The organism is Flavonifractor sp. An112, assembly GCF_002161085.1.
GTDB classification, from domain to species: Bacteria; Bacillota; Clostridia; order Oscillospirales; family Oscillospiraceae; genus Flavonifractor; species Flavonifractor avicola.
In genome coordinates, this window is the sequence record NZ_NFLU01000008.1 from 41792 (window position 1) to 62655 (window position 20864).

General features: G+C 62.8%; 21 protein-coding genes and 1 other RNA gene. 18 read left to right on the forward strand and 4 right to left on the reverse strand.

Features of this window, described 5'->3' with window-relative positions; all coding sequences use genetic code 11:
• Positions 1-3 precede the first annotated feature (3 nt).
• The 6 genes from ruvB to B5E56_RS08545 all read left to right on the forward strand — a co-directional run bounded on the left by ruvB (position 4) and on the right by B5E56_RS08545 (position 4842).
• Positions 4-1059, forward strand: coding sequence for a Holliday junction branch migration DNA helicase RuvB (ruvB, locus tag B5E56_RS08520; protein ID WP_087269557.1), 1056 nt, complete (start codon positions 4-6; stop codon positions 1057-1059).
• Between the two features lie 154 nt (positions 1060-1213).
• Complete coding sequence (glmM, locus tag B5E56_RS08525) at positions 1214-2569, forward strand: phosphoglucosamine mutase (RefSeq protein ID WP_087389355.1); 1356 nt, start codon at positions 1214-1216, stop codon at positions 2567-2569.
• 71 nt (positions 2570-2640) lie between these two features.
• A complete protein-coding gene (locus B5E56_RS08530; protein WP_087269563.1) occupies positions 2641-3276 on the forward strand; it encodes a sigma-70 family RNA polymerase sigma factor in 636 nt (211 codons plus the stop codon).
• Positions 3277-3347: 71 nt separating this feature from the next.
• Positions 3348-3629, forward strand: a complete 282-nt coding sequence (locus B5E56_RS08535; protein WP_087188755.1) for a zinc-ribbon domain containing protein — start codon at positions 3348-3350, stop codon at positions 3627-3629.
• 137 nt (positions 3630-3766) lie between these two features.
• On the forward strand, positions 3767-4237 hold the full coding sequence (locus tag B5E56_RS08540) for a spore coat protein CotJB (protein WP_087188756.1): 471 nt from the start codon (positions 3767-3769) through the stop codon (positions 4235-4237).
• The gene (locus B5E56_RS08545; RefSeq protein ID WP_087188757.1) at positions 4237-4842 is read left to right on the forward strand and encodes a manganese catalase family protein; all 606 of its coding nucleotides are present in this window, start codon (positions 4237-4239) and stop codon (positions 4840-4842) included. The genes B5E56_RS08540 and B5E56_RS08545 overlap by 1 nt, the downstream gene beginning before the upstream one ends.
• A 49-nt stretch (positions 4843-4891) precedes the next feature.
• Here B5E56_RS08545 and B5E56_RS08550 read toward each other — a convergent pair whose 3' ends face one another.
• Both B5E56_RS08550 and B5E56_RS08555 read right to left on the reverse strand, forming a co-directional pair.
• Complete coding sequence (locus B5E56_RS08550) at positions 4892-7105, reverse strand: C69 family dipeptidase (RefSeq protein WP_158098699.1); 2214 nt, start codon at positions 7103-7105, stop codon at positions 4892-4894.
• Between the two features lie 188 nt (positions 7106-7293).
• On the reverse strand, positions 7294-7746 hold the full coding sequence (locus tag B5E56_RS08555) for a YhcH/YjgK/YiaL family protein (protein ID WP_242958864.1): 453 nt from the start codon (positions 7744-7746) through the stop codon (positions 7294-7296).
• Positions 7747-7907: 161 nt separating this feature from the next.
• Between B5E56_RS08555 and B5E56_RS08560 the strand changes: the two genes are divergently transcribed.
• The 6 genes from B5E56_RS08560 to B5E56_RS08585 all read left to right on the forward strand — a co-directional run bounded on the left by B5E56_RS08560 (position 7908) and on the right by B5E56_RS08585 (position 12983).
• The gene (locus B5E56_RS08560) at positions 7908-8615 is read left to right on the forward strand and encodes an N-acetylmuramoyl-L-alanine amidase (RefSeq protein WP_087389358.1); all 708 of its coding nucleotides are present in this window, start codon (positions 7908-7910) and stop codon (positions 8613-8615) included.
• A gap of 52 nt (positions 8616-8667) precedes the next feature.
• A complete protein-coding gene (gene radA / locus B5E56_RS08565) occupies positions 8668-10032 on the forward strand; it encodes a DNA repair protein RadA (RefSeq protein ID WP_087389359.1) in 1365 nt (454 codons plus the stop codon).
• Positions 10033-10209: 177 nt separating this feature from the next.
• Complete coding sequence (locus tag B5E56_RS08570; protein ID WP_087188762.1) at positions 10210-10416, forward strand: DUF1858 domain-containing protein; 207 nt, start codon at positions 10210-10212, stop codon at positions 10414-10416.
• A gap of 268 nt (positions 10417-10684) precedes the next feature.
• Positions 10685-11398 (forward strand): tRNA (adenine(22)-N(1))-methyltransferase, encoded by a 714-nt coding sequence (locus B5E56_RS08575; protein ID WP_087188763.1) that lies wholly within the window; start codon positions 10685-10687, stop codon positions 11396-11398.
• A complete protein-coding gene (locus B5E56_RS08580) occupies positions 11386-12183 on the forward strand; it encodes a Nif3-like dinuclear metal center hexameric protein (RefSeq protein WP_087389360.1) in 798 nt (265 codons plus the stop codon). The genes B5E56_RS08575 and B5E56_RS08580 overlap by 13 nt, the downstream gene beginning before the upstream one ends.
• Before the next feature lie 71 nt (positions 12184-12254).
• Positions 12255-12983: a YebC/PmpR family DNA-binding transcriptional regulator gene (locus tag B5E56_RS08585; protein WP_087269581.1), complete on the forward strand. Its 729-nt coding sequence runs from the start codon at positions 12255-12257 to the stop codon at positions 12981-12983.
• A gap of 48 nt (positions 12984-13031) precedes the next feature.
• Here B5E56_RS08585 and B5E56_RS08590 read toward each other — a convergent pair whose 3' ends face one another.
• Both B5E56_RS08590 and rnpB read right to left on the reverse strand, forming a co-directional pair.
• Positions 13032-13664, reverse strand: a complete 633-nt coding sequence (locus B5E56_RS08590) for a MerR family transcriptional regulator (protein ID WP_087389361.1) — start codon at positions 13662-13664, stop codon at positions 13032-13034.
• Positions 13665-13771: 107 nt separating this feature from the next.
• Positions 13772-14222, reverse strand: an RNA gene (rnpB, locus tag B5E56_RS08595) — RNase P RNA component class A.
• 117 nt (positions 14223-14339) lie between these two features.
• Between rnpB and murD the strand changes: the two genes are divergently transcribed.
• The 6 genes from murD to yunB all read left to right on the forward strand — a co-directional run bounded on the left by murD (position 14340) and on the right by yunB (position 20856).
• Entirely contained in the window at positions 14340-15731 is a 1392-nt protein-coding gene (murD, locus tag B5E56_RS08600; RefSeq protein WP_087389362.1) for a UDP-N-acetylmuramoyl-L-alanine--D-glutamate ligase, read from the forward strand.
• Positions 15732-15762: 31 nt separating this feature from the next.
• The gene (locus B5E56_RS08605) at positions 15763-16776 is read left to right on the forward strand and encodes a M42 family peptidase (protein WP_087389439.1); all 1014 of its coding nucleotides are present in this window, start codon (positions 15763-15765) and stop codon (positions 16774-16776) included.
• Positions 16773-17798: a M42 family metallopeptidase gene (locus B5E56_RS08610; protein ID WP_087389363.1), complete on the forward strand. Its 1026-nt coding sequence runs from the start codon at positions 16773-16775 to the stop codon at positions 17796-17798. Before B5E56_RS08605 ends, B5E56_RS08610 begins: the two co-directional genes overlap by 4 nt.
• Before the next feature lie 4 nt (positions 17799-17802).
• Positions 17803-18801 carry a M42 family metallopeptidase gene (locus tag B5E56_RS08615; RefSeq protein WP_087389364.1) on the forward strand — a complete coding sequence of 333 codons (999 nt, stop codon included), beginning with the start codon at positions 17803-17805 and terminating at the stop codon, positions 18799-18801.
• Positions 18802-18880: 79 nt separating this feature from the next.
• Positions 18881-20128 (forward strand): aminotransferase class I/II-fold pyridoxal phosphate-dependent enzyme, encoded by a 1248-nt coding sequence (locus B5E56_RS08620; RefSeq protein WP_087389365.1) that lies wholly within the window; start codon positions 18881-18883, stop codon positions 20126-20128.
• 50 nt (positions 20129-20178) lie between these two features.
• Positions 20179-20856 carry a sporulation protein YunB gene (gene yunB / locus B5E56_RS08625; RefSeq protein ID WP_087389366.1) on the forward strand — a complete coding sequence of 226 codons (678 nt, stop codon included), beginning with the start codon at positions 20179-20181 and terminating at the stop codon, positions 20854-20856.
• The last annotated feature ends 8 nt before the right edge of the window (positions 20857-20864 follow it).

Here is a 20864-nt window from a genome sequence, read left to right on the forward strand (position 1 = left end):
ACTTTGAGCATTGCATTTTCTGAAGACGGCTTTGAGACCGAGGAGCCTCTGGTGACCACATCCCTCACCCGGGATGACGAGAACGAGGGCTCCCTGCGGCCCAAAACCTTAAACGAATACATCGGTCAGGCCAAGGCCAAGGGCAACCTGGAGGTCTTTATCCAGGCTGCCAAAATGCGGAACGAGCCGTTGGACCATGTGCTGCTCCACGGCCCCCCTGGTCTGGGTAAGACCACCCTCTCCAACATCATTGCCAACGAGATGGGGGTCAACATCCGCATCACCTCCGGCCCGGCCATCGAAAAGCCCGGCGATCTGGCGGCCCTGCTCACCAATCTGGCGGAAAACGACATCCTGTTCGTGGATGAGATCCACCGGCTCAACCGGTCGGTGGAGGAGATCCTGTATCCTGCCATGGAGGACTTTGCCATCGATATCATCATCGGCAAGGGACCGTCTGCCAACTCTATCCGGTTGGACCTGCCCAAATTCACCCTCATCGGAGCCACCACCCGGGCGGGCCAGCTGTCCGCCCCTCTGCGGGACCGGTTTGGTGTGACCCTGCGGCTGGAGCTGTACACCCCGGAGGAGCTGGCCCTCATCGTCACCCGGTCGGCGGGCATCCTGGATGTGCCCATCGAGCCTGACGGCGCTATGGAGATCGCCAAGCGCAGCCGGGGTACCCCCCGGATCGCCAACCGGATGCTGCGCCGGGTGCGTGACTTCGCCCAGGTGAAGGCCGGGGGCGTCATCACCCGGGAGGTGGCCGACGTGGCCCTGTCCGCCCTGGAGGTGGATCACCTGGGGCTGGACGCCATCGACAGGCGGATGCTCCGCTCCATTATTGAGCACTACGGCGGCGGCCCGGTGGGTCTGGAGACCCTGGCGGCCACCATCAACGAGGAAGCTGTCACCCTGGAGGACGTATACGAGCCTTATCTGATGCAGATGGGCTTCCTCACCCGCACGCCCAGAGGCCGGTGCGTCACCCGGCGGGCCTATGAGCACCTGGGCCTGGCCGTCCCCGGCGGGGTGGGAATGGAGCAGCTGAGCTTTTAGTGTCTATGATATAAAAAGTGATGATATAAGTTTGTAGACAACCCACGACTGCCCGGTGTGCAGGCGCGGGCCGATGAGGGTATCGGCCCCTACAAGGCAAATAGGAACTTTCCAATATCGTTTGGATGATTTCGGTAGAAAGAGGTAATCTAGCATGGGTAAACTGTTTGGAACCGATGGGATTCGCGGCGTGGTCAACGCCGGTCTTGACGCAGAACTGGCCTATGATGTGGGCGTGGCGGCAGCCTATGTGCTGGCCCAGGCGAAAGGGGAGGGGCGTCCCCGGTTCGCCATCGGCAAGGACACCCGCATCTCCTCCGATCTGCTGGAGGGCGCGCTGGTGGCCGGTCTGTGCTCCGCCGGCGCCGACGTGCTCCACCTGGGCGTGATCCCCACTCCCGGCGTGGCCTGGGTGACGGTGGACAGCGGCTGTGACGCCGGTATCGTCATCTCCGCCTCCCACAACCCCTTTGAGCACAACGGCATCAAGATCTTCAACAGCCAGGGCTTCAAGCTGCCCGACGAGCTGGAGGGCAGGATTGAGGACATTATCCTCAACAAGGTCCCCGTACCCCGCAAGACCGGCGGCGACATCGGCCGGGTGACCTACGCCGACCAGAAGGAGCGCCAGGACTACATCGATCACCTGGTATCCACCATCGATTCCGACCTGTCCGGCCTGAAGATCCTGGTGGACTGCGCCAACGGAGCTGCCTCCGCCACCGCCGGCCGGCTCTTCGATTCCTTCCCCGACCTGCACACCGACATCATCAACGCCGACCCCGATGGCGTGAACATCAACAACGGCTGCGGTTCCACCCATCTGGACGGCCTGAAGGCCATGGTCACCGCCGGCAAGTACGACCTGGGCATCGCCTTTGACGGCGACGCCGACCGCTGCCTTATGGTAGACGAGACCGGCGAGGAGATCGACGGCGATCAGGTCATCGCCGCCTGCGGCCTGGAGCTGCTGGAGCAGGGAAAGCTGCCCGGCAACGCCATCGTGGGCACTGTCATGAGCAACCTGGGCCTGCACGTCTTCTGCCGGGAGCACAACATGGAGCTGTTCTGCACCGCTGTGGGTGACCGGAACGTGCTGGAGAAGATGGAGGAGGAAGGCTGGGTCCTGGGCGGCGAGCAGTCCGGCCACACCATCTTCCGCAAATACGCCACCACCGGCGACGGCCAGCTTACCGCCCTGCAGTTCCTGGCTCTGCTGCGCCGCTCCGGCAAGAAGGCCTCCCAGTTGGTGGAGGGCTGCAAGCGCTACCCCCAGACTCTCATCAATGTGCCGGTGGCCGACAATGCCGCCAAGCAGGCCATCATGAACGACCCCTCCATTATGGACGCCGTGGCAGAGCAGGAGAAGCTGCTGGCGGGCACCGGACGGATTTTGGTCCGTCCTTCCGGCACCGAGGCCCTGGTGCGGGTGATGGTGGAGGCCCAGAGCCAGGAGGATGCAGAGAAAGTTGCAGAGCTCTTGGCAAATGTCATAAAAAATCGGGGCTGAAACTGAAATATTTCTGGCAAACACTTGACAAATTCAGGTATCAACGCTTATAATGTGCAAGGAGAAACGGCATGAAAGAGGACTATTTCCAACCGCAGGAGCCCAGTGATGAGGCCCTGTGTGCCCTGGCCGCTTCCGGCGATCGTCAGGCCGAAGAGGACCTGGTGGTGCGCTATAACCGACTGGTCCGCATCTGCGCCCGGCCCTATTTTCTGGCCGGCGGAGACAGCGAGGACCTGATCCAGGAGGGAATGGTGGGGCTGCTGGCCGCTATCCGGGAATATGACCCGGAAAAGGCCGCCTCCTTCCGCACCTATGCGGAGGTGTGCATCAAAAACCGTTTGTTCTCCGTTATCAAAGCAGCAGCAAGAGATAAGCACATACCGCTGAACAACTCCGTCTCGTTCGGAACCCCTCTTTTTAGTGGGAACGGCGATCCATTGGCGTTCAGCGCACCTGACGGACAGGGAACAGACCCGGAGGAGATCTTCCTCAGCCGGGAATCCTTCCGGGAACGTCTGGAGGCGCTGATCGGTCAGCTGTCCGGCTTCGAGGCAAGCGTACTTCGGTTGTATCTGAACGGTCTGTCCTACTCCGAGATTGCAGCCGAGGTAAACAAGTCCCCCAAATCGGTGGACAACGCGGTGCAGCGTATCCGGCGCAAGCTGGCGCAGCAAACTTCTTCCGGCGACATCAGCAAAGGCTGATCGCAATATTACACTGACCCAGCACATGGATCATCCGGACCTGGGCAAAGAAGCAAAGAGAGGGTAACATCATGTACGAAGACAAGACTCTGGTATGTAAGGAATGTGGCCAGGAGTTCGTGTTCACCGCCGGTGAGCAGGAGTTCTACGCCGAGCGCGGCTTCCAGAACGAGCCCCAGCGCTGCAAGGCCTGCCGTGACGCCCGCAAGGCTGCCTCCCGCGGCCCCCGCGAGTACTTCACCGCTACCTGCGCTTCCTGCGGCGGCGAGGCCAAGGTGCCCTTCGAGCCCAAGTCCGACCGTCCTGTTTACTGCAGCGATTGCTTCGCCCGTATGCGCGGCGAGCAGCACTAATCTGCATACCCCAAAGGCCGTCCCGTTCGGGACGGCCTTTTTCTATTGACTGAATGGTGCCTTTTTTCCAACCTCCGCATAGGATGTTCTGGACGGGGCTCCCGTCCCGTCCCAATCCATAGGAGGAGGGACACCCCTTGTATCCTGAGAACAACCCTCAGAACAATCCCGGCATCTGTGACGACAGCTGCGGCACGCTCCCTGAGTGCGCCCCCCTGGCCGTCCCCTATGTGCCGTTTCAGCCCAATAACCCCAAGCGCTACTCCCAGCAGGAGGCCCTGGCCAACGGCACCCTGTTTCCCGGCCTGAACCTGCCCTTCCGCATCAAGGCGGAGGCGGTGAAGGTGCTGGGCACCCAGCTGGCGGAGCTCCAGGCCCTGGAGTTCATGCTCCAGGAGCTGGGCCTCTACCTGGACACCCACCAGGACGACGCCGAGGCCTTCCAGCTCTTCCGGAAGTACGCCGCCCTGGAGGCCGAGGCCCGCAAAAAGTATGAGGCCGCCCACGGCCCCCTGACCCAGAATGCCGCCGCCAGCGCCGACAGCTGGGCCGCCTGGCTGGAGGGCGACTGGCCCTGGAACTACACCGCGGAAGGAGGGGCCAAGTAATGTTCCAGTACGAGAAGAAGCTGCAATACCCCGTGCGCATCAAGACCCCCAACCCCAAGCTGGCCGCCTGGGTCATCAGCCAGTACGGCGGACCTGACGGCGAGCTGGGCGCCTCTCTGCGCTATCTGTCCCAGCGGTACGCCATGCCCTATCCCGAGCTCAAGGGCCTGCTCACCGACATCGGTACCGAAGAACTGGGCCACCTGGAAATGATCGGTGCCATCGTCCATCAGCTTACCCGGGGACTGACCCAGGAGCAGCTGAGAGAGGGCGGCTTCGCTCCCTATTTTGTGGACCATACCACCGGCATCTATCCCACCGCCGCCTCCGGCGCCCCCTGGAACGCCGCCAGCATCGGCGTCAAGGGGGATGTGATCTGCGACCTCACCGAGGATATGGCCGCCGAGCAGAAGGCCCGGGTCACCTATGACAACATCCTGCGCCTCAGTGACGATCCCGACGTCAGCGACGTGATCCGCTTCCTGCGGGAGCGGGAGATCGTCCACTTCCAGCGCTTCGGCGAGGCGGTGCGCCTGGCCAAGGAGAAGATGGACCAGAAGAACGTCTACTTCACCAACCCCGCCTTCGATACCGCCAAGAAATAACACAAGAGGCCGACCCATCAGGGTCGGCCTCTTGTCATAGGAAGGGTGATTAGCCCACGCTCTCCAGGAAGCGCATGAGAATGGTAGCCACTTCCGCCCGGGTGGCGCTGCCCAGGGGATTGAGGGTGGTAGCGGTGCTGCCGGTGATCAGGCCCGCGCCGTTGGCCCACTGCATGGCCTCAACGGCATAGGAGCCGATCTGGCCGGCGTCGGTGTAGCTGCTCAGATCGTTGGACGCCGTCACATCATAGTTCTTGTAGGCGGCATAGCGATAGAGGATGGTGGCGATCTGCTCCCGGGTCATCATCTGATCGGGGGCAAAGGTGGTGTCGGACACACCGGTGACGATACCGGCGTCGGCAGCCCAGGCCACAGCATCGGCATACCAGGCATCCGCCGCAACGTCGGTGAAGGTGCAGTCGGCAGCCTCAGGCTTGCCCTCCAGGTTGTACAGTACCTGTACCAGCATGGCCCGGGACATCACGGTGTCGGGAGCGAAGGTGCCGTTGCCGGCGCCGTTCATGATGCCGTTTTCTGCCACATAGGACACCGCGTCGGCGTACCAGGCGGAGGAGTCCACATCGTCAAAGCTGTAGGCCATATCCATGGAGTAGGTGGGCATTTTGTTCTCGGTCAGAACAGAGGGGGTAAACACGTCCTCCTCGGTCAGCTCACCGGCCTGGTCGGCGGCGATGAAGGCACGCAGCTCGGTGAGGATGATCTTGGCGTTCTCAAAGGCCTCCTCAGAGACAGCCTTGGCCAGAGCGGTGGCCTTTTCCTCGGCCAGCTCAGGGCTGTAGGCGTAGATGCGCTCCATATCCTCATCCACCGCCTCCTGCTGCTCGATGAGGGCCTTCTGGTAGTTCTCCCAGTAGAGCTTCACGTTGGCGCCATAGCGCTCCCGGTCATTGTCGCACAGGTCGTTGATGGCGGTAAATACCCAGTAGGCGGAAGTCTCAGCAGGGAAGTCCTCATCATCCAGCACTTCCTCGATGTCCTTGATGCTGGGGCTGTACTCGGTCTGGAAGATGTCGGAGGTGTCGGTCAGCAGGTTGCTGTAGTAGGGCAGGTAGACGGAGAACTCAGCCCGGGACATGGTCTGCCACTGGATGGTGGCCAGAGCCTCGGGCATATCGCTGCGGATCTCGAACACATGGCACTCGGCCTGGCGCTCGTTGCCGATGGCGGTGCCGTTGGGATTCTTCTCCGGGTTATTGTCGGCGGCATACTCAGTACCCTCGCCGCGGCAGGCCAGCAGCCGCAGCACCTCGTAGGTGGTCAGCTGATGATCGGCCTCAAAGAGCATATTGAAGGGGCCCTCGGGGGCAGCCTCACCGTCCCGCTCCACGGAAACGGACTGGGACAGCTCTTCGTTCAGGTAGTTGACGCCCTGCCAGTAACGGAAGTACTGGCCGTTGCCGAAGTCCTCGGAGCCGTAGGTCTTCTGGATGTCGATCTTGGTGATCTGGTCATCGGCCACCTTGCCCTGCTGAGAGGACACCAGGAAGCCGTTCTCCAGAGGCAGGGAGATCAGATTGGCGGAGGCCACCACGTTCTCGGTGTCGGAGACGTCGATCTCGTTCATCACCACCATGTTAGGGTTGACGGACACCTTGTCGTCGGGCATCTTCATGGCCACATACTGGTGGCCGGACAGGGTCTCAAAGTCCCACACCTCGTTGGCATCGCTGATGGTGAAGGAGTTGCACTCGCCGGAGCCGTAGGTATCGATGATCTCGGCCAGCTTCTCCACGCCGTCCCGGGCGGAGTCTGCCGACATCAGGATCACGGAGGTGAGGGAGATCTCGCAGATGCCGGTATCCACCAGGGGATCGGCGGCTTTGGCATTGGCGTTATAGGAAGTGGACACGGTGGCGCTGACGGAGACGCCCTTTTCGTTCATGCCCACCTCGCCGTAGGCCTCACGCACCAGGTTGCCGTCCTCATCCACCACAGACTCGCCCTGCTCGATGGAGTCCCGCAGCACGGTATAGCGATAGGTATGGGAGGGATAGGGCATAGAGAAGCCGTATGTATCTTCATACATCTCGCCCTCGGCGTGATCGGCCGCCGGGCGCACCTCAAACACTTTATCGTACAGCTTGCCGATGTCTTCCGAGCGGCCCACATAGGTAGAGCCGTTTTCTGACTGCTGGCTGCCTACATACAGACCACAGCAGGCACTGGCGCTGACGCCGCTGCTTACCACCAGGGAACCGGCCAGCAGTGCCGCTCCAAGCTGTTTCAACCGTTTCTGTTTCATTTGCTTCATCCCTTTTACAGATTTGCCGTCGTCTCTTGGACGCGTTTCTGAGTATAGCACCACCCGCTGCATAAATCAAATATTATTTCATTGAATATTGCATAAAATTTCACAACCCATCCAGGGCGTTTATCAGCTGAGGCATAAAAAAAGGCCGCCCAGGTGATGAGGGCGGTCTTTTTTGCCGGTCAGGAGAGCTTTACCTTGGCCACAATGACCTTCACAGGCACGGGGGACTCCAGCGCCACACGGGGGGCGTGGAGATCCTGGGGCCAGACGATGTAGAAGGTGCCGGGCCGGACGGTGAGGGTGTCCCAGTCGGTGGTGAAGAACTGGATATCGGGGGTGTACTCGCTGAGCTGTGTCAAGGGGGCGTCGGGCAGGGAGTAGCCCATGCCCTCGGTGCCGGATACCACATACTGAATATCGGCGTAATCCCGGTGGCACTCCAGCTTGCAGTCGGCGGGGAGCTTGGTGTCCACGTCAAACCGGGTGGCGTACACGTTGTCGCCATCGATGTCAACTCTCTGGCCGGGGGTCAGGGTATCCGGGTCCACCTTGGCCAGCCACTCCAGGGCCTGCTGGAACCGCTGGCCCAGACCGTAATACAGGGGCGCGTTTTTCATTTTATCAATGACCATTGGGCTCACCTCCATGGTTGTTGCTTCCATCTTAGTCCCAGGGCGGCAAAAAGGCAACAGAAATTTGGACAAGCGGGGCGCTTCATGGTAGAATAGCAGGGACGGTTTCTTCTATCCCGCCCCGCCGCCGCATATTCTTCCTTGAAAAGGGGGGGAGCGGTATGAAGCGGATCGGACAGTGGGCCCTGCTGTGGGTGCTGGCTCTGGCCACCGCCGGTTATCTGGTGTTCTGGCCGGGAGGCACGGTACAGACCGCGGGGCCTATGGACAGCGGACGACCCGTTCTGGTGCTGGACGCAGGCCACGGCGGGGAGGACGGGGGCGCTGTATCCCTGACCGGCGTACCGGAGAGCCAGATCAATCTGGCCATCGTGCAGAAGCTGGATCTGCTGCTGGGGCTGTGCGGCCAATCGCCGGTGGTGCTGCGGCAGGAGGATATATCTCTCCACGACCCGTCGGCGGATACACTAAGAGAAAAGAAGGTCTCTGACCTGAAAAACCGGGTAGCGATGGTGGAGGGGACGGAAAACGGGGTGCTGCTGAGCATCCATCAGAATATGTTCACCAACGCCAAGTACCACGGGGCACAGGTGTTTTACGCCCCCACCCAGGGAAGCCAGGAGTTTGCCGTCCACACCCAGGAGGTGCTGCGGCAGACGGTGGACCAAACCAATGAGCGCCAGGCCAAGCCCATTCCGGACACGGTCTACCTCATGAACCACATTACACGCCCTGCCATTCTGGTAGAGTGCGGCTTTCTGTCCAACCCGGAGGAGGAGGGCAAGCTGCGCTCGGAGGGTTATCAGCTCCAGCTGGCCGCCGCTCTCACCGGGGCGTGGCTGCAATATGAGGGCAATTTTACATCGTAACGCCGCCGTACAGGGCGGCTACACCAAAGAATAAAGGGAGGATCATCCACCCATGAAAGCAAAGACCATGTTTTACTGTACCGAATGCGGCAACGAGCTGCCCAAGTGGGCGGGCCAGTGCCCCGCCTGCAAGGCGTGGAACACCATTGTGGAGCAGCCCGCCGAGACCAAGCGGAAGAGCTCCGCGGCCGTGGCCACGGCAGGGGAGCGGCGGGGCAGCATCAAACCCCGGCTCATGGACGAGGTGGAGACCACCCGGGAGCTGCGGTTCCAGACCGGCATGAACGAGCTGGACCGGGTGCTGGGCGGCGGCGCCGTCCAGGGCTCCCTGGTTCTGGTGGGCGGCGCCCCGGGCATCGGCAAGTCCACCCTCATGCTCCAGATCTGCCAGAACCTATGCCGGTTTGCCAAGGTGCTCTATGTCTCCGGCGAGGAGTCCGAGCGGCAGATCAAGCTGCGGGCCGAGCGGCTGGGGGTGCGGGGGCAGGAGCTCTATCTGCTGGCGGAAACCAACCTGGACGACGTGGTGGAGGCGGTGACCGCCCTCCAGCCCGACGTGCTCATCGTGGACTCCATCCAGACCATGTACAACGGAGAGCTGTCCGCCGCCCCCGGCAGCATCGGCCAGGTGAAGGACTGCACCATGGCCCTGATGAATCTGGCCAAGGGCAGGGGGGTGACGGTGTTTGTCATCGGCCACGTCAACAAGGAGGGCTCCATTGCCGGACCCAAGGTGCTGGAGCACATGGTGGACTGCGTGCTCTACTTCGAGGGCGAGCAGCAGAACTCCTACCGCATCCTCCGGGCGGCCAAGAACCGCTTCGGCGCCACCAACGAGATCGGGGTCTTCGAAATGGGGGACGCCGGTCTCACTGAGGTACCCAACCCCTCGGAGATGCTGCTGGCCGGGCGGCCCCAGGACACCCCCGGCACCTGCGTCACCTGCGTTATGGAGGGAGTGCGGCCGGTGCTGGCGGAGGTCCAGGCCCTGCTGGCCCCCACCAGCTTCAACGTGCCCCGGCGCACCTGCAACGGCTTCGACTTCAACCGGGCCAACCTGCTGCTGGCAGTGCTGGAGAAGCGGGGCGGGCTGATGGTCAGCTCCTGCGACGCCTACATCAACGTCATCGGCGGCCTCAACCTGGACGAGCCCGCCGCAGACCTGGCTATGGTGGTGGCTCTGGCCTCCTCCTTCCGGGACCGGCCGGTGCCCGGCGACCTGGCCGCCATCGGGGAGGTGGGCCTCACCGGTGAGCTGCGGTCGGTAAACGCCCTGGGTCAGCGGCTCAGCGAGGTCCACCGACTGGGCTTCACCAAATGCCTGGTGCCCCAGCGCACCGGGGCCAAGCTGGAGGTCCCCGATGGGCTCCAGCTCATCAAGGTGCGCAACATCCGGGAGGCCCTGGCCTTTTTATAAAGGAAGCCTTCCCCTGGGGGAAGGTGGCATTTGCGGAGCAAATGACGGATGAGGGGAAGGCCGGGTGAGTATCGAACCATCTCTCAGAATTTTCTCTGAAAAAGCAAGTCTCTCTTGCAAAAAGGGAGAAAATCGGATATACTACCAATATCCTAGAAATTTGGAGGTATTCCCTTTATGGCTCAGATCACCAAAGATACCATCATCGGCGATATCCTGGACATCGCTCCCGAGACCGCTCCCATCTTCCTGTCCATCGGTATGCACTGCCTGGGCTGCCCCTCTTCCCGCGGCGAGACCGTGGAGGAGGCCTGCATGGTCCACGGCGTGGACGTGGACGAGCTGCTGGCCAAGATCAACGCCAGCGTGGGCGCTGCTCAGTAACAACCGTAAAAAAGGAGCGGTCAGACCGCTCCTTTTTTGAAAGCTTCGAAAAACCGGCAAAGCCGCTTTTTCGAGAAGGCTGCAGCCCGCCGCGCGCGGACAGAGTCCACACTTGCGGGCTGAGCAGTGTTTTCGTCCACGCACTTGTCGCGGCCGAAAACAGATTTGGACTTTTTTCGCGCCTGCGGGCGCGAACTCTGCGAGGCTCTTTTGATAAACTGAAAAAAGGAGCGGTCAGACCGCTCCTTTTTTCGTAGGAGGTGAAGGGATGCGTCCCATGGAACTGACTCCCCGGCTGCGCTCGGTGGCCCAGCTGGTGCCCCAGGGGGCCAAATTTGCCGACATCGGCACCGACCACGCCTATCTGCCGGTGTGGCTCCTTCAGCGGGGGATCATCACAAAAGCCCTGGCCTGCGATCTGCGGCAGGGGCCTCTGGACCGAGCACGGGCCACGGCGGAGAAATACGGCCTGACCGAGCAGATGGACTTCCGGCTGTGCGACGGCCTGGCGGGGGTGCGCCCCGGCGAGGCCGACACCATCGCCATCGCCGGCATGGGGGGCGAGACCATCGCCGCCATCCTGTCCGCCGCGCCCTGGACGTGGCGGGAGGACTGCCTGCTGCTCCTCCAGCCCATGAGCGCCCAGCCCCAGCTGCGGCTGTGGCTCCAGGAGCACGGCTACACCATTGCCCGGGAAATCCTGACCCGGGAAGGGGATACCATTTATACGACCTTCCAGGTAAAGGCCGGACCCATGCCGGAGCTCACCGCCGGTGAGCTGTGGGCGGGCCGGCAGAGCAGGGGGGAGGCCGACCCTCTGCGGAGCGAATACTTAAACCGGCTCATTGACCAGACCGGCCGGGCGGTGGAGGGGCTGCGCCGCTCCACCCGGAGCGCCGACGCCGGGCGTCTGGACGAAATGGAGCGGGCCCACCGGGGCCTGCTGGAACTGCGAGAGGAGTGGCTGTCATGGCAACCGTAAGAGAGATTTATCAATACTTGGATGGGCTGGCCCCTTTTTCCCTCCAGATGGACTTTGACAACGCGGGCTTTCTGGTGGGCCGGGGGGACCGGGCCGTGGACAAGGTGCTGGTGAGCCTGGACATCACCGAAGAGGTGGTGGCTGAGGCCGCCCAGCTGGGGTGCCAGCTCATTGTGTCCCACCATCCGGTGATCTTTTTCCCCGCCAAGTCGGTGACCGACGCCACCCCTGACGGGCGTATCCTACTCTCCCTGGTGGAGCACAACATCGCCGCCGTGTGCGCCCACACCAACCTGGACGCGGTGTGTGGGGGCGTCAACGACGCTCTGGCCCGCAAGCTGGGTCTTACCAACATTGAGCAGCTCAAGCAGGACGGGGTGGATGCCTCCGGCCGGCCCTACGGCATCGGCCGGGTGGGCAACACCGCCGGGGTGCCCATGTACGCCCCCGCCTTCGCCGCCTTCGTGAAGGAGACGCTGGGGGCAAACGGGGTGCGCTTTGTGGATGCCCGCCGCCCGGTGCGCCGGGTGGCCGTGGGAGGCGGCGCCTGCGCCGATATGCTCAAGGACGCTCTGGCCCTGGGCTGCGACACCTTTGTCACCGCCGATGTGAAGTACAACGGCTTCCTGGACGCCAAGGCTCTGGGGGTCAACCTCATCGACGCCGGTCACTATCCCACCGAGCAGGTGGTGGTGCCTGTGCTGGCCAAGTGGCTGACCGACGGCTTCCCCAAGGTGGAGGTGCTTACCACCCAGGCCCATAAAGAGGTGTTTTCCTACCTGTGAGGGCTTGTCAAGCCACAGAAAAAGTGATAAACTAGATGCGCTGATTTTCGACGAGAAGGGAACGAGTACCAATGTCAGGACATTCCAAGTGGCATAATATTCAGAAGACCAAGGGCGCGGCCGACGCCAAGCGCTCCCAGATCTTCACCAAGATCGCCCGCGAGATGATCGTGGCCGTCAAGACCGGCGGCAGCGGCGACCCCAACAATAACTCCCGCCTGGCCACCGTCATCGCCAAGGCCAAGGCGGCCAATATGCCCAACGACAACATCAAGCGCACCATCGATAAGGCTCTGGGCTCCGGCAACACCGACAGCTACGAGAACGTGGTGTACGAGGGCTACGGCCCCTCCGGCGTGGCCGTCATCGTGGACGCCCTCACCGACAACCGCAACCGCACCGCCCCCGAGGTCCGTCACCTGCTGGACAAGTACGGCAAGGGCCTGGGCGCCACCGGCTGCGTGTCCTGGTCCTTCGACCGCAAGGGCGTCATCATTATCGAGAAAGAGGACCTGGACGAGGACACCGTCATGATGGACGCCCTGGACTGCGGCGCCGACGATATGCAGGTGGAGGACGAGGTCTTTGAGGTGTACACCGACCCCGATTCCTTCGGCACCGTGCTGGCCGCCATGGAGGAGAAGGGCTACACCTTCGTTCAGGCTGCCGTGGAGATGGTGCCCCAGAACTACGTCAAGCTGGAAAATGAGGACGACATCAAGAACATGGAGAAGCTCATTGACCTGCTGGAGGACAACGACGACGTTCAGAACGTCTGGCACAACTGGGATCAGGGCTGAGTTTACGAAAAAGAGGGAGCCTGCCGCAAATACGGCAGGCTCCCTTTCTCATGGAATATACTCAATATGGCGGCAGATCCATTTACCCGCCTTGCTGCCCAGCACCAGAGCGATGGGCAGGGGGATCACAACAAAGAGCAGGACAAAGACCAGCGGATTCCAGGCAGCGGCTTGCAGCAGGACGGAGTAGTCGGAGAAGTGTTCCAGCAAAAAGACGTAAAACCGAAACATGAAATATACCGCCCACACCATGCAGAAGGCCTCCAGCTTGGAACTGTCCATTCCGGTGTGGACCCGGTCGGACTCCGGGATGGGACGGCCCTTGACCTCCCGCTCCAGCAGGGCGGCGTAATCCTCCAGGCCGCTGGCCTGGGCGGTGTCGGTGAAGCGCAGCTTGTCGTAGGCGTCTATGGCCGCCTGGAGCCGCTGCCGGAGGGAAAAGGCCGCCCCGGAGGCGTTCTTCTGAAAATCCTCGATCATGGCGCGGATCTCCTCCAGGGTGAAGCCCGCCTTCCGCAGGGTGGAGATGGCTTTCAGCCGGTCCACGTGGTTAGGGGAGAAGTCCAGCCAGGTCCGTCCGCCCCGGCGCTGGGCCAGGGGAACCACCAGTTTTTCCTGCACATAGAACCGCACCGCACGCTCTGTCAGCCCGGTCTGGGCGCATACTTCCTTCATTTTCATGGGCCATCCCTCCCTGGGTAAGGACAGTGTACCATCTGACGTAAGGGAAGAGTCAAGGGATTTTGCAAAAAAAGATGGACCGGAGCTGCACGCTCCGGTCCATCATATCTGCAAGTAAGCCTGTAAGCCGGGTTCTGTCCTTTAAGACAGCCATCTATCTCGACGCACCGTTGCCGGTACGCTCAAGCCGCCTCCCCGGGACGGCCGGGCCGGCCTGTTGTCCCTCCACGGCGTTGCTCCGGATAGAGTTTACAGCGATGGACGCTTGGCACGCCATCGGGTGAGCTCTTACCTCGCCTTTCCACCCTTACTGGCCGGTCGCCTCCATCTGAAGGCGGTCCTGTTCCTAGTTTCGGAAAATGGGTGTATCACGTCGGCCTGCGGCCGCCGTGATGCATCCGCCTCCACATGGAGGCAACCGGCCAGCGGTCTATTTCTGTTGCACTTTTCCTAGGGTCGCCCCCGGCGGGTGTTACCCGTTATCCTTGCCCTATGGAGCCCGGACTTTCCTCACCCACGGGCCTTTCGCCCCGCAGGCGCGGCTGTCCAGCTTGCTTGCCCGACTATTTTACGCTATCTTGCCCGGATTGTCAAATCAAAAGCGCTCAGCGTTTGCATTTTCCGCTCAAGTGGGATATAATAAATTGGTTAAACTATGAAAAGGGAGGAACTGTTATGAAGCGTTCCACCATACAGGAATATCTGGCGGGTCTGAAGGGCAAGCGGGTGGCCGTCATCGGCATCGGCGTGTCCAACACCCCCCTGATCAAAATGCTGCTGCGGGCGGGTGTGAAGGTCACCGCCTGCGATAAAAAGCCCATGAGCGCCTTCGCCGGTCTGGCCGAGGAGCTGGAGAGCCTGGGCGCCACTCTGAAGCTGGGGGAGGACTACCTGGAGGACCTGGACTTTGAGGTCATCTTCCGCACACCCGGTATGCGGCCCGACCTGCCCCAGCTGGTGGCCGCCCAGCAGAAGGGGGCCATCCTGACCTCTGAGATGGAGGTCTTTTTCCAGGTCTGCCCCTGCCGCACCATCGCCGTCACCGGCAGCGACGGAAAAACCACCACCACCACCATCATTGCCGAGCTGCTCAAGGCGGCGGGGGAGACCGTCTATGTGGGCGGCAACATCGGCAAGCCCCTGCTGCCCGACGTGGACGGCATGGAGCCGGGGGATATCGCCGTGCTGGAGCTGTCCTCCTTCCAGCTGATGACCATGGACCGGAGCCCCAACATCGCCGTGGTCACCAACCTGGCCCCCAACCACCTGGACGTCCACAAGTCCATGGAGGAGTACATTGAGGCCAAGGAGAACATCTTCCTCCATCAGAGCGAACAGGATCTGCTGGTGGTCAATGCCGACAACGAGATCACCCACGGCTTTGCCGGAGAGGCTCAGGGCCGGGTGGCCATGTTCAGCCGCCTGTCTGAGCCCGCCCGGGGCGCCTTCCTGCGGGATGGGGTGATCTGGGTCCGCAACGAGATGCACGAGCGCCCGGTGCTGCCGGTCAGTGACATCCTGCTGCCCGGCACCCACAACGTGGAGAACTATATGGCGGCTATCACCGCTCTGGACGGCCTGGTGCCCGATCCGGTGGTGCGGGACTTCGCCCAGAAGTTCGCCGGGGTGGAGCACCGCATCGAGCTGGTGCGCACCCTGAACGGTGTGAAGTACTACAATGACTCCATCGCCTCCAGCCCCTCCCGTACCATTGCCGGCCTGCGCTCCTTCCACCAGAAGGTGATCCTCATCGCCGGCGGCTACGACAAGCACATCCCCTTCGACGTGCTTGGCCCTGAGATCATCGGCCATGTAAAGGAATTGTTCCTCACAGGCGATACCGCGGAGAAGATCAAGGCCGCCGTGGAGAACTGCCCTGATTATCTCCCCTCCGCCCTGCCCATCACCGTCATCGACGGCTTTGAGGAGGCGGTACTGGCCGCCCACAAGGCCGCCAAGCCGGGTGACGTGGTGATCCTGTCTCCCGCCTGCGCCTCCTTTGACAAGTTCAAGAACTTTATGGAACGGGGCGCCGCCTTTAAGAAGATCATTTATGGATTGTCATAAATAGCCTCATAAGGAGGAGTTACATTTGGATATGAAAATTGTGCTGGAGACCCTGTGCGGCTGCACGGCGCCCTCCGGCTTTGAGACCCCGGCGGCGCAGGCCGCCCAGGCCCTGCTGGCCCCCCTGGTGGATGAGACCAGCATCGACCGCATGGGCAACCTGATCGGTGTGCGCCGCTGCGGCAAACCGGACACCGGGAAGGTCCTGCTGGACGCCCATCTGGATGAGATCGGCCTCATCGTCACCGGGGCGGAGGAGGGTTACCTCCGGTTCCGCACCATCGGCGGGGTGGACCCCCGGATGCTGCCCGGCCGGGAAGTGACCATCCTGACCCAGCCCCCCATGGTGGGCATGGTGGCCAGCCCCGGCCCCGAGCAGGACGACGAGAGCAAGTCCGTGCCCATCGCTGAACTGGTGATAGACGCCGGTCTGACCCAGGAGCAGGCGGAACAGCTGGTGGGCACCCCCATGGTGTACCGGGGCTCCTGCTTCCCTCTGGGGGAGGACCAGATGTGCGGCAAAGCCATGGACGACCGGTCCTGCTTTGCCATTCTGCTGCGCTGCATGGAGCTGCTGAAGGACAAGGAACTGGACATGGACGTGTACGTCATGGGCTCCACCCGGGAGGAGGTCTCCGGGGTGGGCGCCACCGTGGGTACCTGGGCGGTACAGCCCGACTGCTGCATCGCCGTAGACGTGACCCACGGCCGCACCCCCGATGGCCCCGCTGACAAGACCTTCGTGCTGGGAGGGGGACCCGCCATCGGTGTGGGCCCCAACATGACCCGCTGGATGACTCAAAGGCTGCTGGATAAGGCACAGGAAAGGGAAATTCCTTTCCAGCAGGAGGTCATGAGCGGCCACACCGGCACCAACGGCTGGGAGATGCAGATCAGCCGGGAGGGCGTTGCCACGGCGGTGCTGTCTCTGCCTCTGAAATATATGCACAGCCCCATTGAGGTGCTGTCTCTCACCGATCTGGAGCACACCGCGGCTCTGCTGGCCGCCTTTGTGGAGGATCTGGGAAAGGAGGGGCAGCTGTGAAGGAACTGCTGAGAAAACTGTGCGCCCTGCCCGGCGTGTCCAGCTGGGAGGACCAGGTGCGGGACTGCGTGATGGAGGTGGCCGGTCAGTACGCCACCGAGCTGCGTGTGGACGCCATGGGCAACGTCATCGCCTTCAAGGAGGGAACCAAGGCCACCGGCAACAAGCTGCTGCTCACAGCCCATATGGACGAGGTGGGCCTGATGGTGCGCGCCATCACCGACGAGGGCTACCTGAAATTCGACACGGTGGGCCGCATTGACCGCCGGGTGCTGCTGGGCAAGCGAGTGCTGGTTGGCCCCAGGCTGCTGCCCGCTGTGGTGGGCTTGAAGGCCTACCATCTGGTGAGCCGGGACGAGGAGAAGAACGTCCCCAAGCTGGACGAATTCTACCTGGATATTGGGGCCAAGAGCAGGGAAGAGGCGGAAAAACTGGTCCGTCTGGGGGACGTGGCCGCCTTTGACAGCACCCCTGAGATCTTTGGGAACGGGCTGCTGAAGGGCCGGGCCCTGGACAGCCGCATCGGCTGCGCCGTGCTGCTGTGGCTTATGCGGGAGGAGCTGCCCATGGACTGCACCTTCGTGTTCACCGCCCAGCAGGAGGTGGGGGCAAGAGGTGCCTTTGGCGCCGCCTTCTCGGTGCAGCCGGAGATTGCTCTGGTGCTGGAGGGAGCCCCCGCCGCCGATCTGGCCGGGGTGCCCGCCCACAAAAAGGCCTGCGCCCTGGGCAAGGGAGCGGTGCTCCCCATTATGGACAAGGGCGTTATCGTGGACCGGAAGCTCTTTGAGACCCTGCGGAAGCTGGCGGAGGAACAGAACATTCCCTGGCAGCTCCGGGAGGCCACCACCGGCTCCGGCGACGCCATGGCGGTCCAGCGGGCCGCTTCCGGCGTGCGTACAGCGGTCATCGCCGCACCGGTGCGCTATCCCCACACCCCCGCCACCCTGGCCAGCGCCGAGGATATCGAGGCCATGCTCCAGCTGACCCGGGCATTCATTAACCATCTGTCCAAGGAGGACTGACCATATGGATATTTTAGAGATCATGCAGGCCCTCAACGCCTGCCACGGCCCCTCCGGCAACGAGGGCCAGGTGGCTGCCGCCATCCGGACCCTGGCCGCCCCCTATGTGGACGAGATCACCACCGACGCTTTGGGCAACCTGATCTGCCACAAGCAGGGCACCGGCCCCCGGGTGATGTTTGCCGCCCACATGGACTCCATCGGCTTCATCATTACCCACATCGACGAGCATGGCTACCTGCGCTTCGGCCAGGTGGGCGGCCTGTCCGCCCACGACCTGCCCGGCACCCCCGTCCGCTTCCGCAACGGCACCCGGGGCGTGGTGGCGGTCCAGGGAAAGGTGGAGCCCAAGGACTGGAAACTGGATCACCTTTACATTGATATCGGCGCCAAGGATCAGGCCGAGGCCAAGACCATGGTGCAGGTGGGGGACACCGCCGTATTTGACACCACTCCCTTTGTCAGCGGGCGCAAGCTGTTTTCCCCCTATCTGGACGACCGCATCGCCTGTGCCATTCTGCTCTCCGCCATGGAGCGCATCAAGCACGCCGGCAACGACCTGTACTTTGTCTTTACCGTTCAGGAGGAGGTGGGCCTGCGGGGTGCCCGCACCGCCGCCTACGGCATCGCCCCTGACTACGGCATCGCCGTGGACGTGACCGACTCCGACGACATCCCCGACGCTCCCCACGAGTGCTCCAGCGTGGCGGGGAAGGGCGCCGCCATCAAAGTGATGGACAGCTCGGTCATCTGCCATCCGGCGGTAGTGAAAACCCTGGAGGATCTGGCACAGGCAAGGAATATTCCTTACCAGCGGGACATCCTCCGCTTCGGCGGTACCGACGCCGGCGCCATCCATCAGAGCCGCTCCGGCGTGTACACCGGCGGTATCTCGGTGGCTACCCGGTACGTCCACACCCCCATGGAGGTGGCCGACCTGGACGACATCGAGGCCTGCGTGGCCCTGACCGCCGCCTTCGCTCAGGCCAAGCTGGAGGCGTAATTTCTCTGAAAATGGCGGGACGTCTCCGACGTCCCGCCAAACCCACAAACCATAGATAGAACAGGATGGATCAAGGAAAATGTCTTTACAGATCAGCGACAAAGTAAAAGCCCTGGCGGCGCAGGCCCAGGCCGACCTGGCGGAGCAGTTTGCCCGCATCGACGCCATCGCCGAGGAGAACACCCAGAAGGTGCTGGCCGCCTTCCAGAAGCACCGGGTGGCCGAGGCCCACTTTGCCGGTACCACCGGCTACGGCTACGACGATCTGGGCCGGGATACCCTGGACCTGATCTTCGCCGACCTCTTCCACACCGAGGACGCTCTGGTGCGGGTGCAGTTTGTCAACGGCACCCACGCCATCTCCTGCGCCCTCTTCGGCGCCCTCAAGCCCGGCGATATTCTGGTGTCCGCCGTGGGCGCTCCCTACGACACCATGCTGGGTGTCATCGGCGTGGTGGACAAGGGCCCCGGTTCCCTGAAAAGCTACGGCATCGAATACAGGCAAGTAGATCTGGTTGACAACGCCCCCGACCCGGTGGGGCTGGCGGAGGCCGTGAAGGACCCCCGGGTGAAGGCGGTGCTCATCCAGCGCTCCCGTGGCTACGCCACCCGTGCCTCTCTGTCGGTGGCCGAGATCGGCGCACTGGCCAAGGTGGTCAAGGACAACAATCCGGGCGCTGCCGTGCTGGTAGACAACTGCTACGGCGAGTTCGTGGAGACCATCGAGCCCACCCAGGTGGGTGCCGATCTGGTGGTGGGCTCCCTCATCAAAAACCCAGGCGGCGGTCTGGCCCCCACCGGCGGCTACATCGCCGGACGCCATGACCTCATTGAGGGTGCCGCCATGCGGCTCACCACCCCCGGTATCGGCAAGGAGTGCGGTTCCACCTTTGGGGCCAACCGCAGCCTCTATCAAGGACTTTTCCTTGCCCCCCACACCACCGCCCAGGCCGTCAAGACCGCCGTCTTTGCCGCCCGGATCATGGAGCTGCTGGGCTACCAGGTGGAGCCCGCCTCCGACGCGGTGCGCCACGACATCATCCAGATGGTCCACTTCGGCTCTCCCGAGCCCCTGAAGAAGTTCTGCAAGGGCATCCAGTTCGGCGCTCCGGTGGACTCCTACGTCACCCCCGAGCCCTGGGATATGCCGGGCTACGACTGCCCGGTCATCATGGCCGCCGGCGCCTTCATCCAGGGCGCTTCCATCGAGCTGTCCTGCGACGCTCCCATGCGGGAGCCCTACACCGCCTACTTCCAGGGCGGCCTCACCTATGAGAGCGGCAAGGCCGGCGTTATGCTGGCGGTAGAGGAACTGCTCAAGGATTAAGGCATAGGACGAACCGGCCCCCGCATAGGCTGCCCTGAGGGGGTGAGGCCATGAGGCGGTCCTTGCGGATGTGGTCCCCCCGCCGCAGAATCCATATTCGGCGGCGGGGAAGGGGCCTGCTGCTGGCGGCTGCGGTGGGGATCGGTCTGGCGCTGCTGGTGATCTGGCTGCTGGACGCCGCCCTGCGGCCCGCTGTCACCACCCTGGCCACCGTTCAGGCCCAGAACAAGATCACCGGCATCGTCAACGACGCGGTGACCGCCACCCTGGCCGACCAGGGGGTGGCCTACGCCGACCTGGTGACGGTGGAGCGGGATGAGAGCGGAAAGGTGTCCCTGCTGGCGGTGGACTCTGTCAAGCTGAATACCTTGCGTACACAGATTCTGCAAGAGGTTCTGGAACAGGTGGAGGGACTGGACGCCCAGGAGCTGGGGGTGCCGCTGGGCAGCCTCACCGGCTTTGCCACCGCCTCCGACTGGGGGCCCACGCTGCCAGTGGGTGTACTGACGGCGGCGGTGCCACGGGCGGAGTTCTCCAACCAGTTTACCGCCCAGGGCATCAACCAGACCCTGCATCAGATCATGCTGGACATCACGGTGGAGGTCACCCTGCTCATCCCCGGCGGGCGGGCAGAGACCAGCGTCACCGCCCAGGTATGCGTGGCCGAGACCCTGCTGGTGGGGGAGGTGCCCGACACCTATCTGGGGCTGCCCGCCACTGGTTCGTAAGAAAAGCG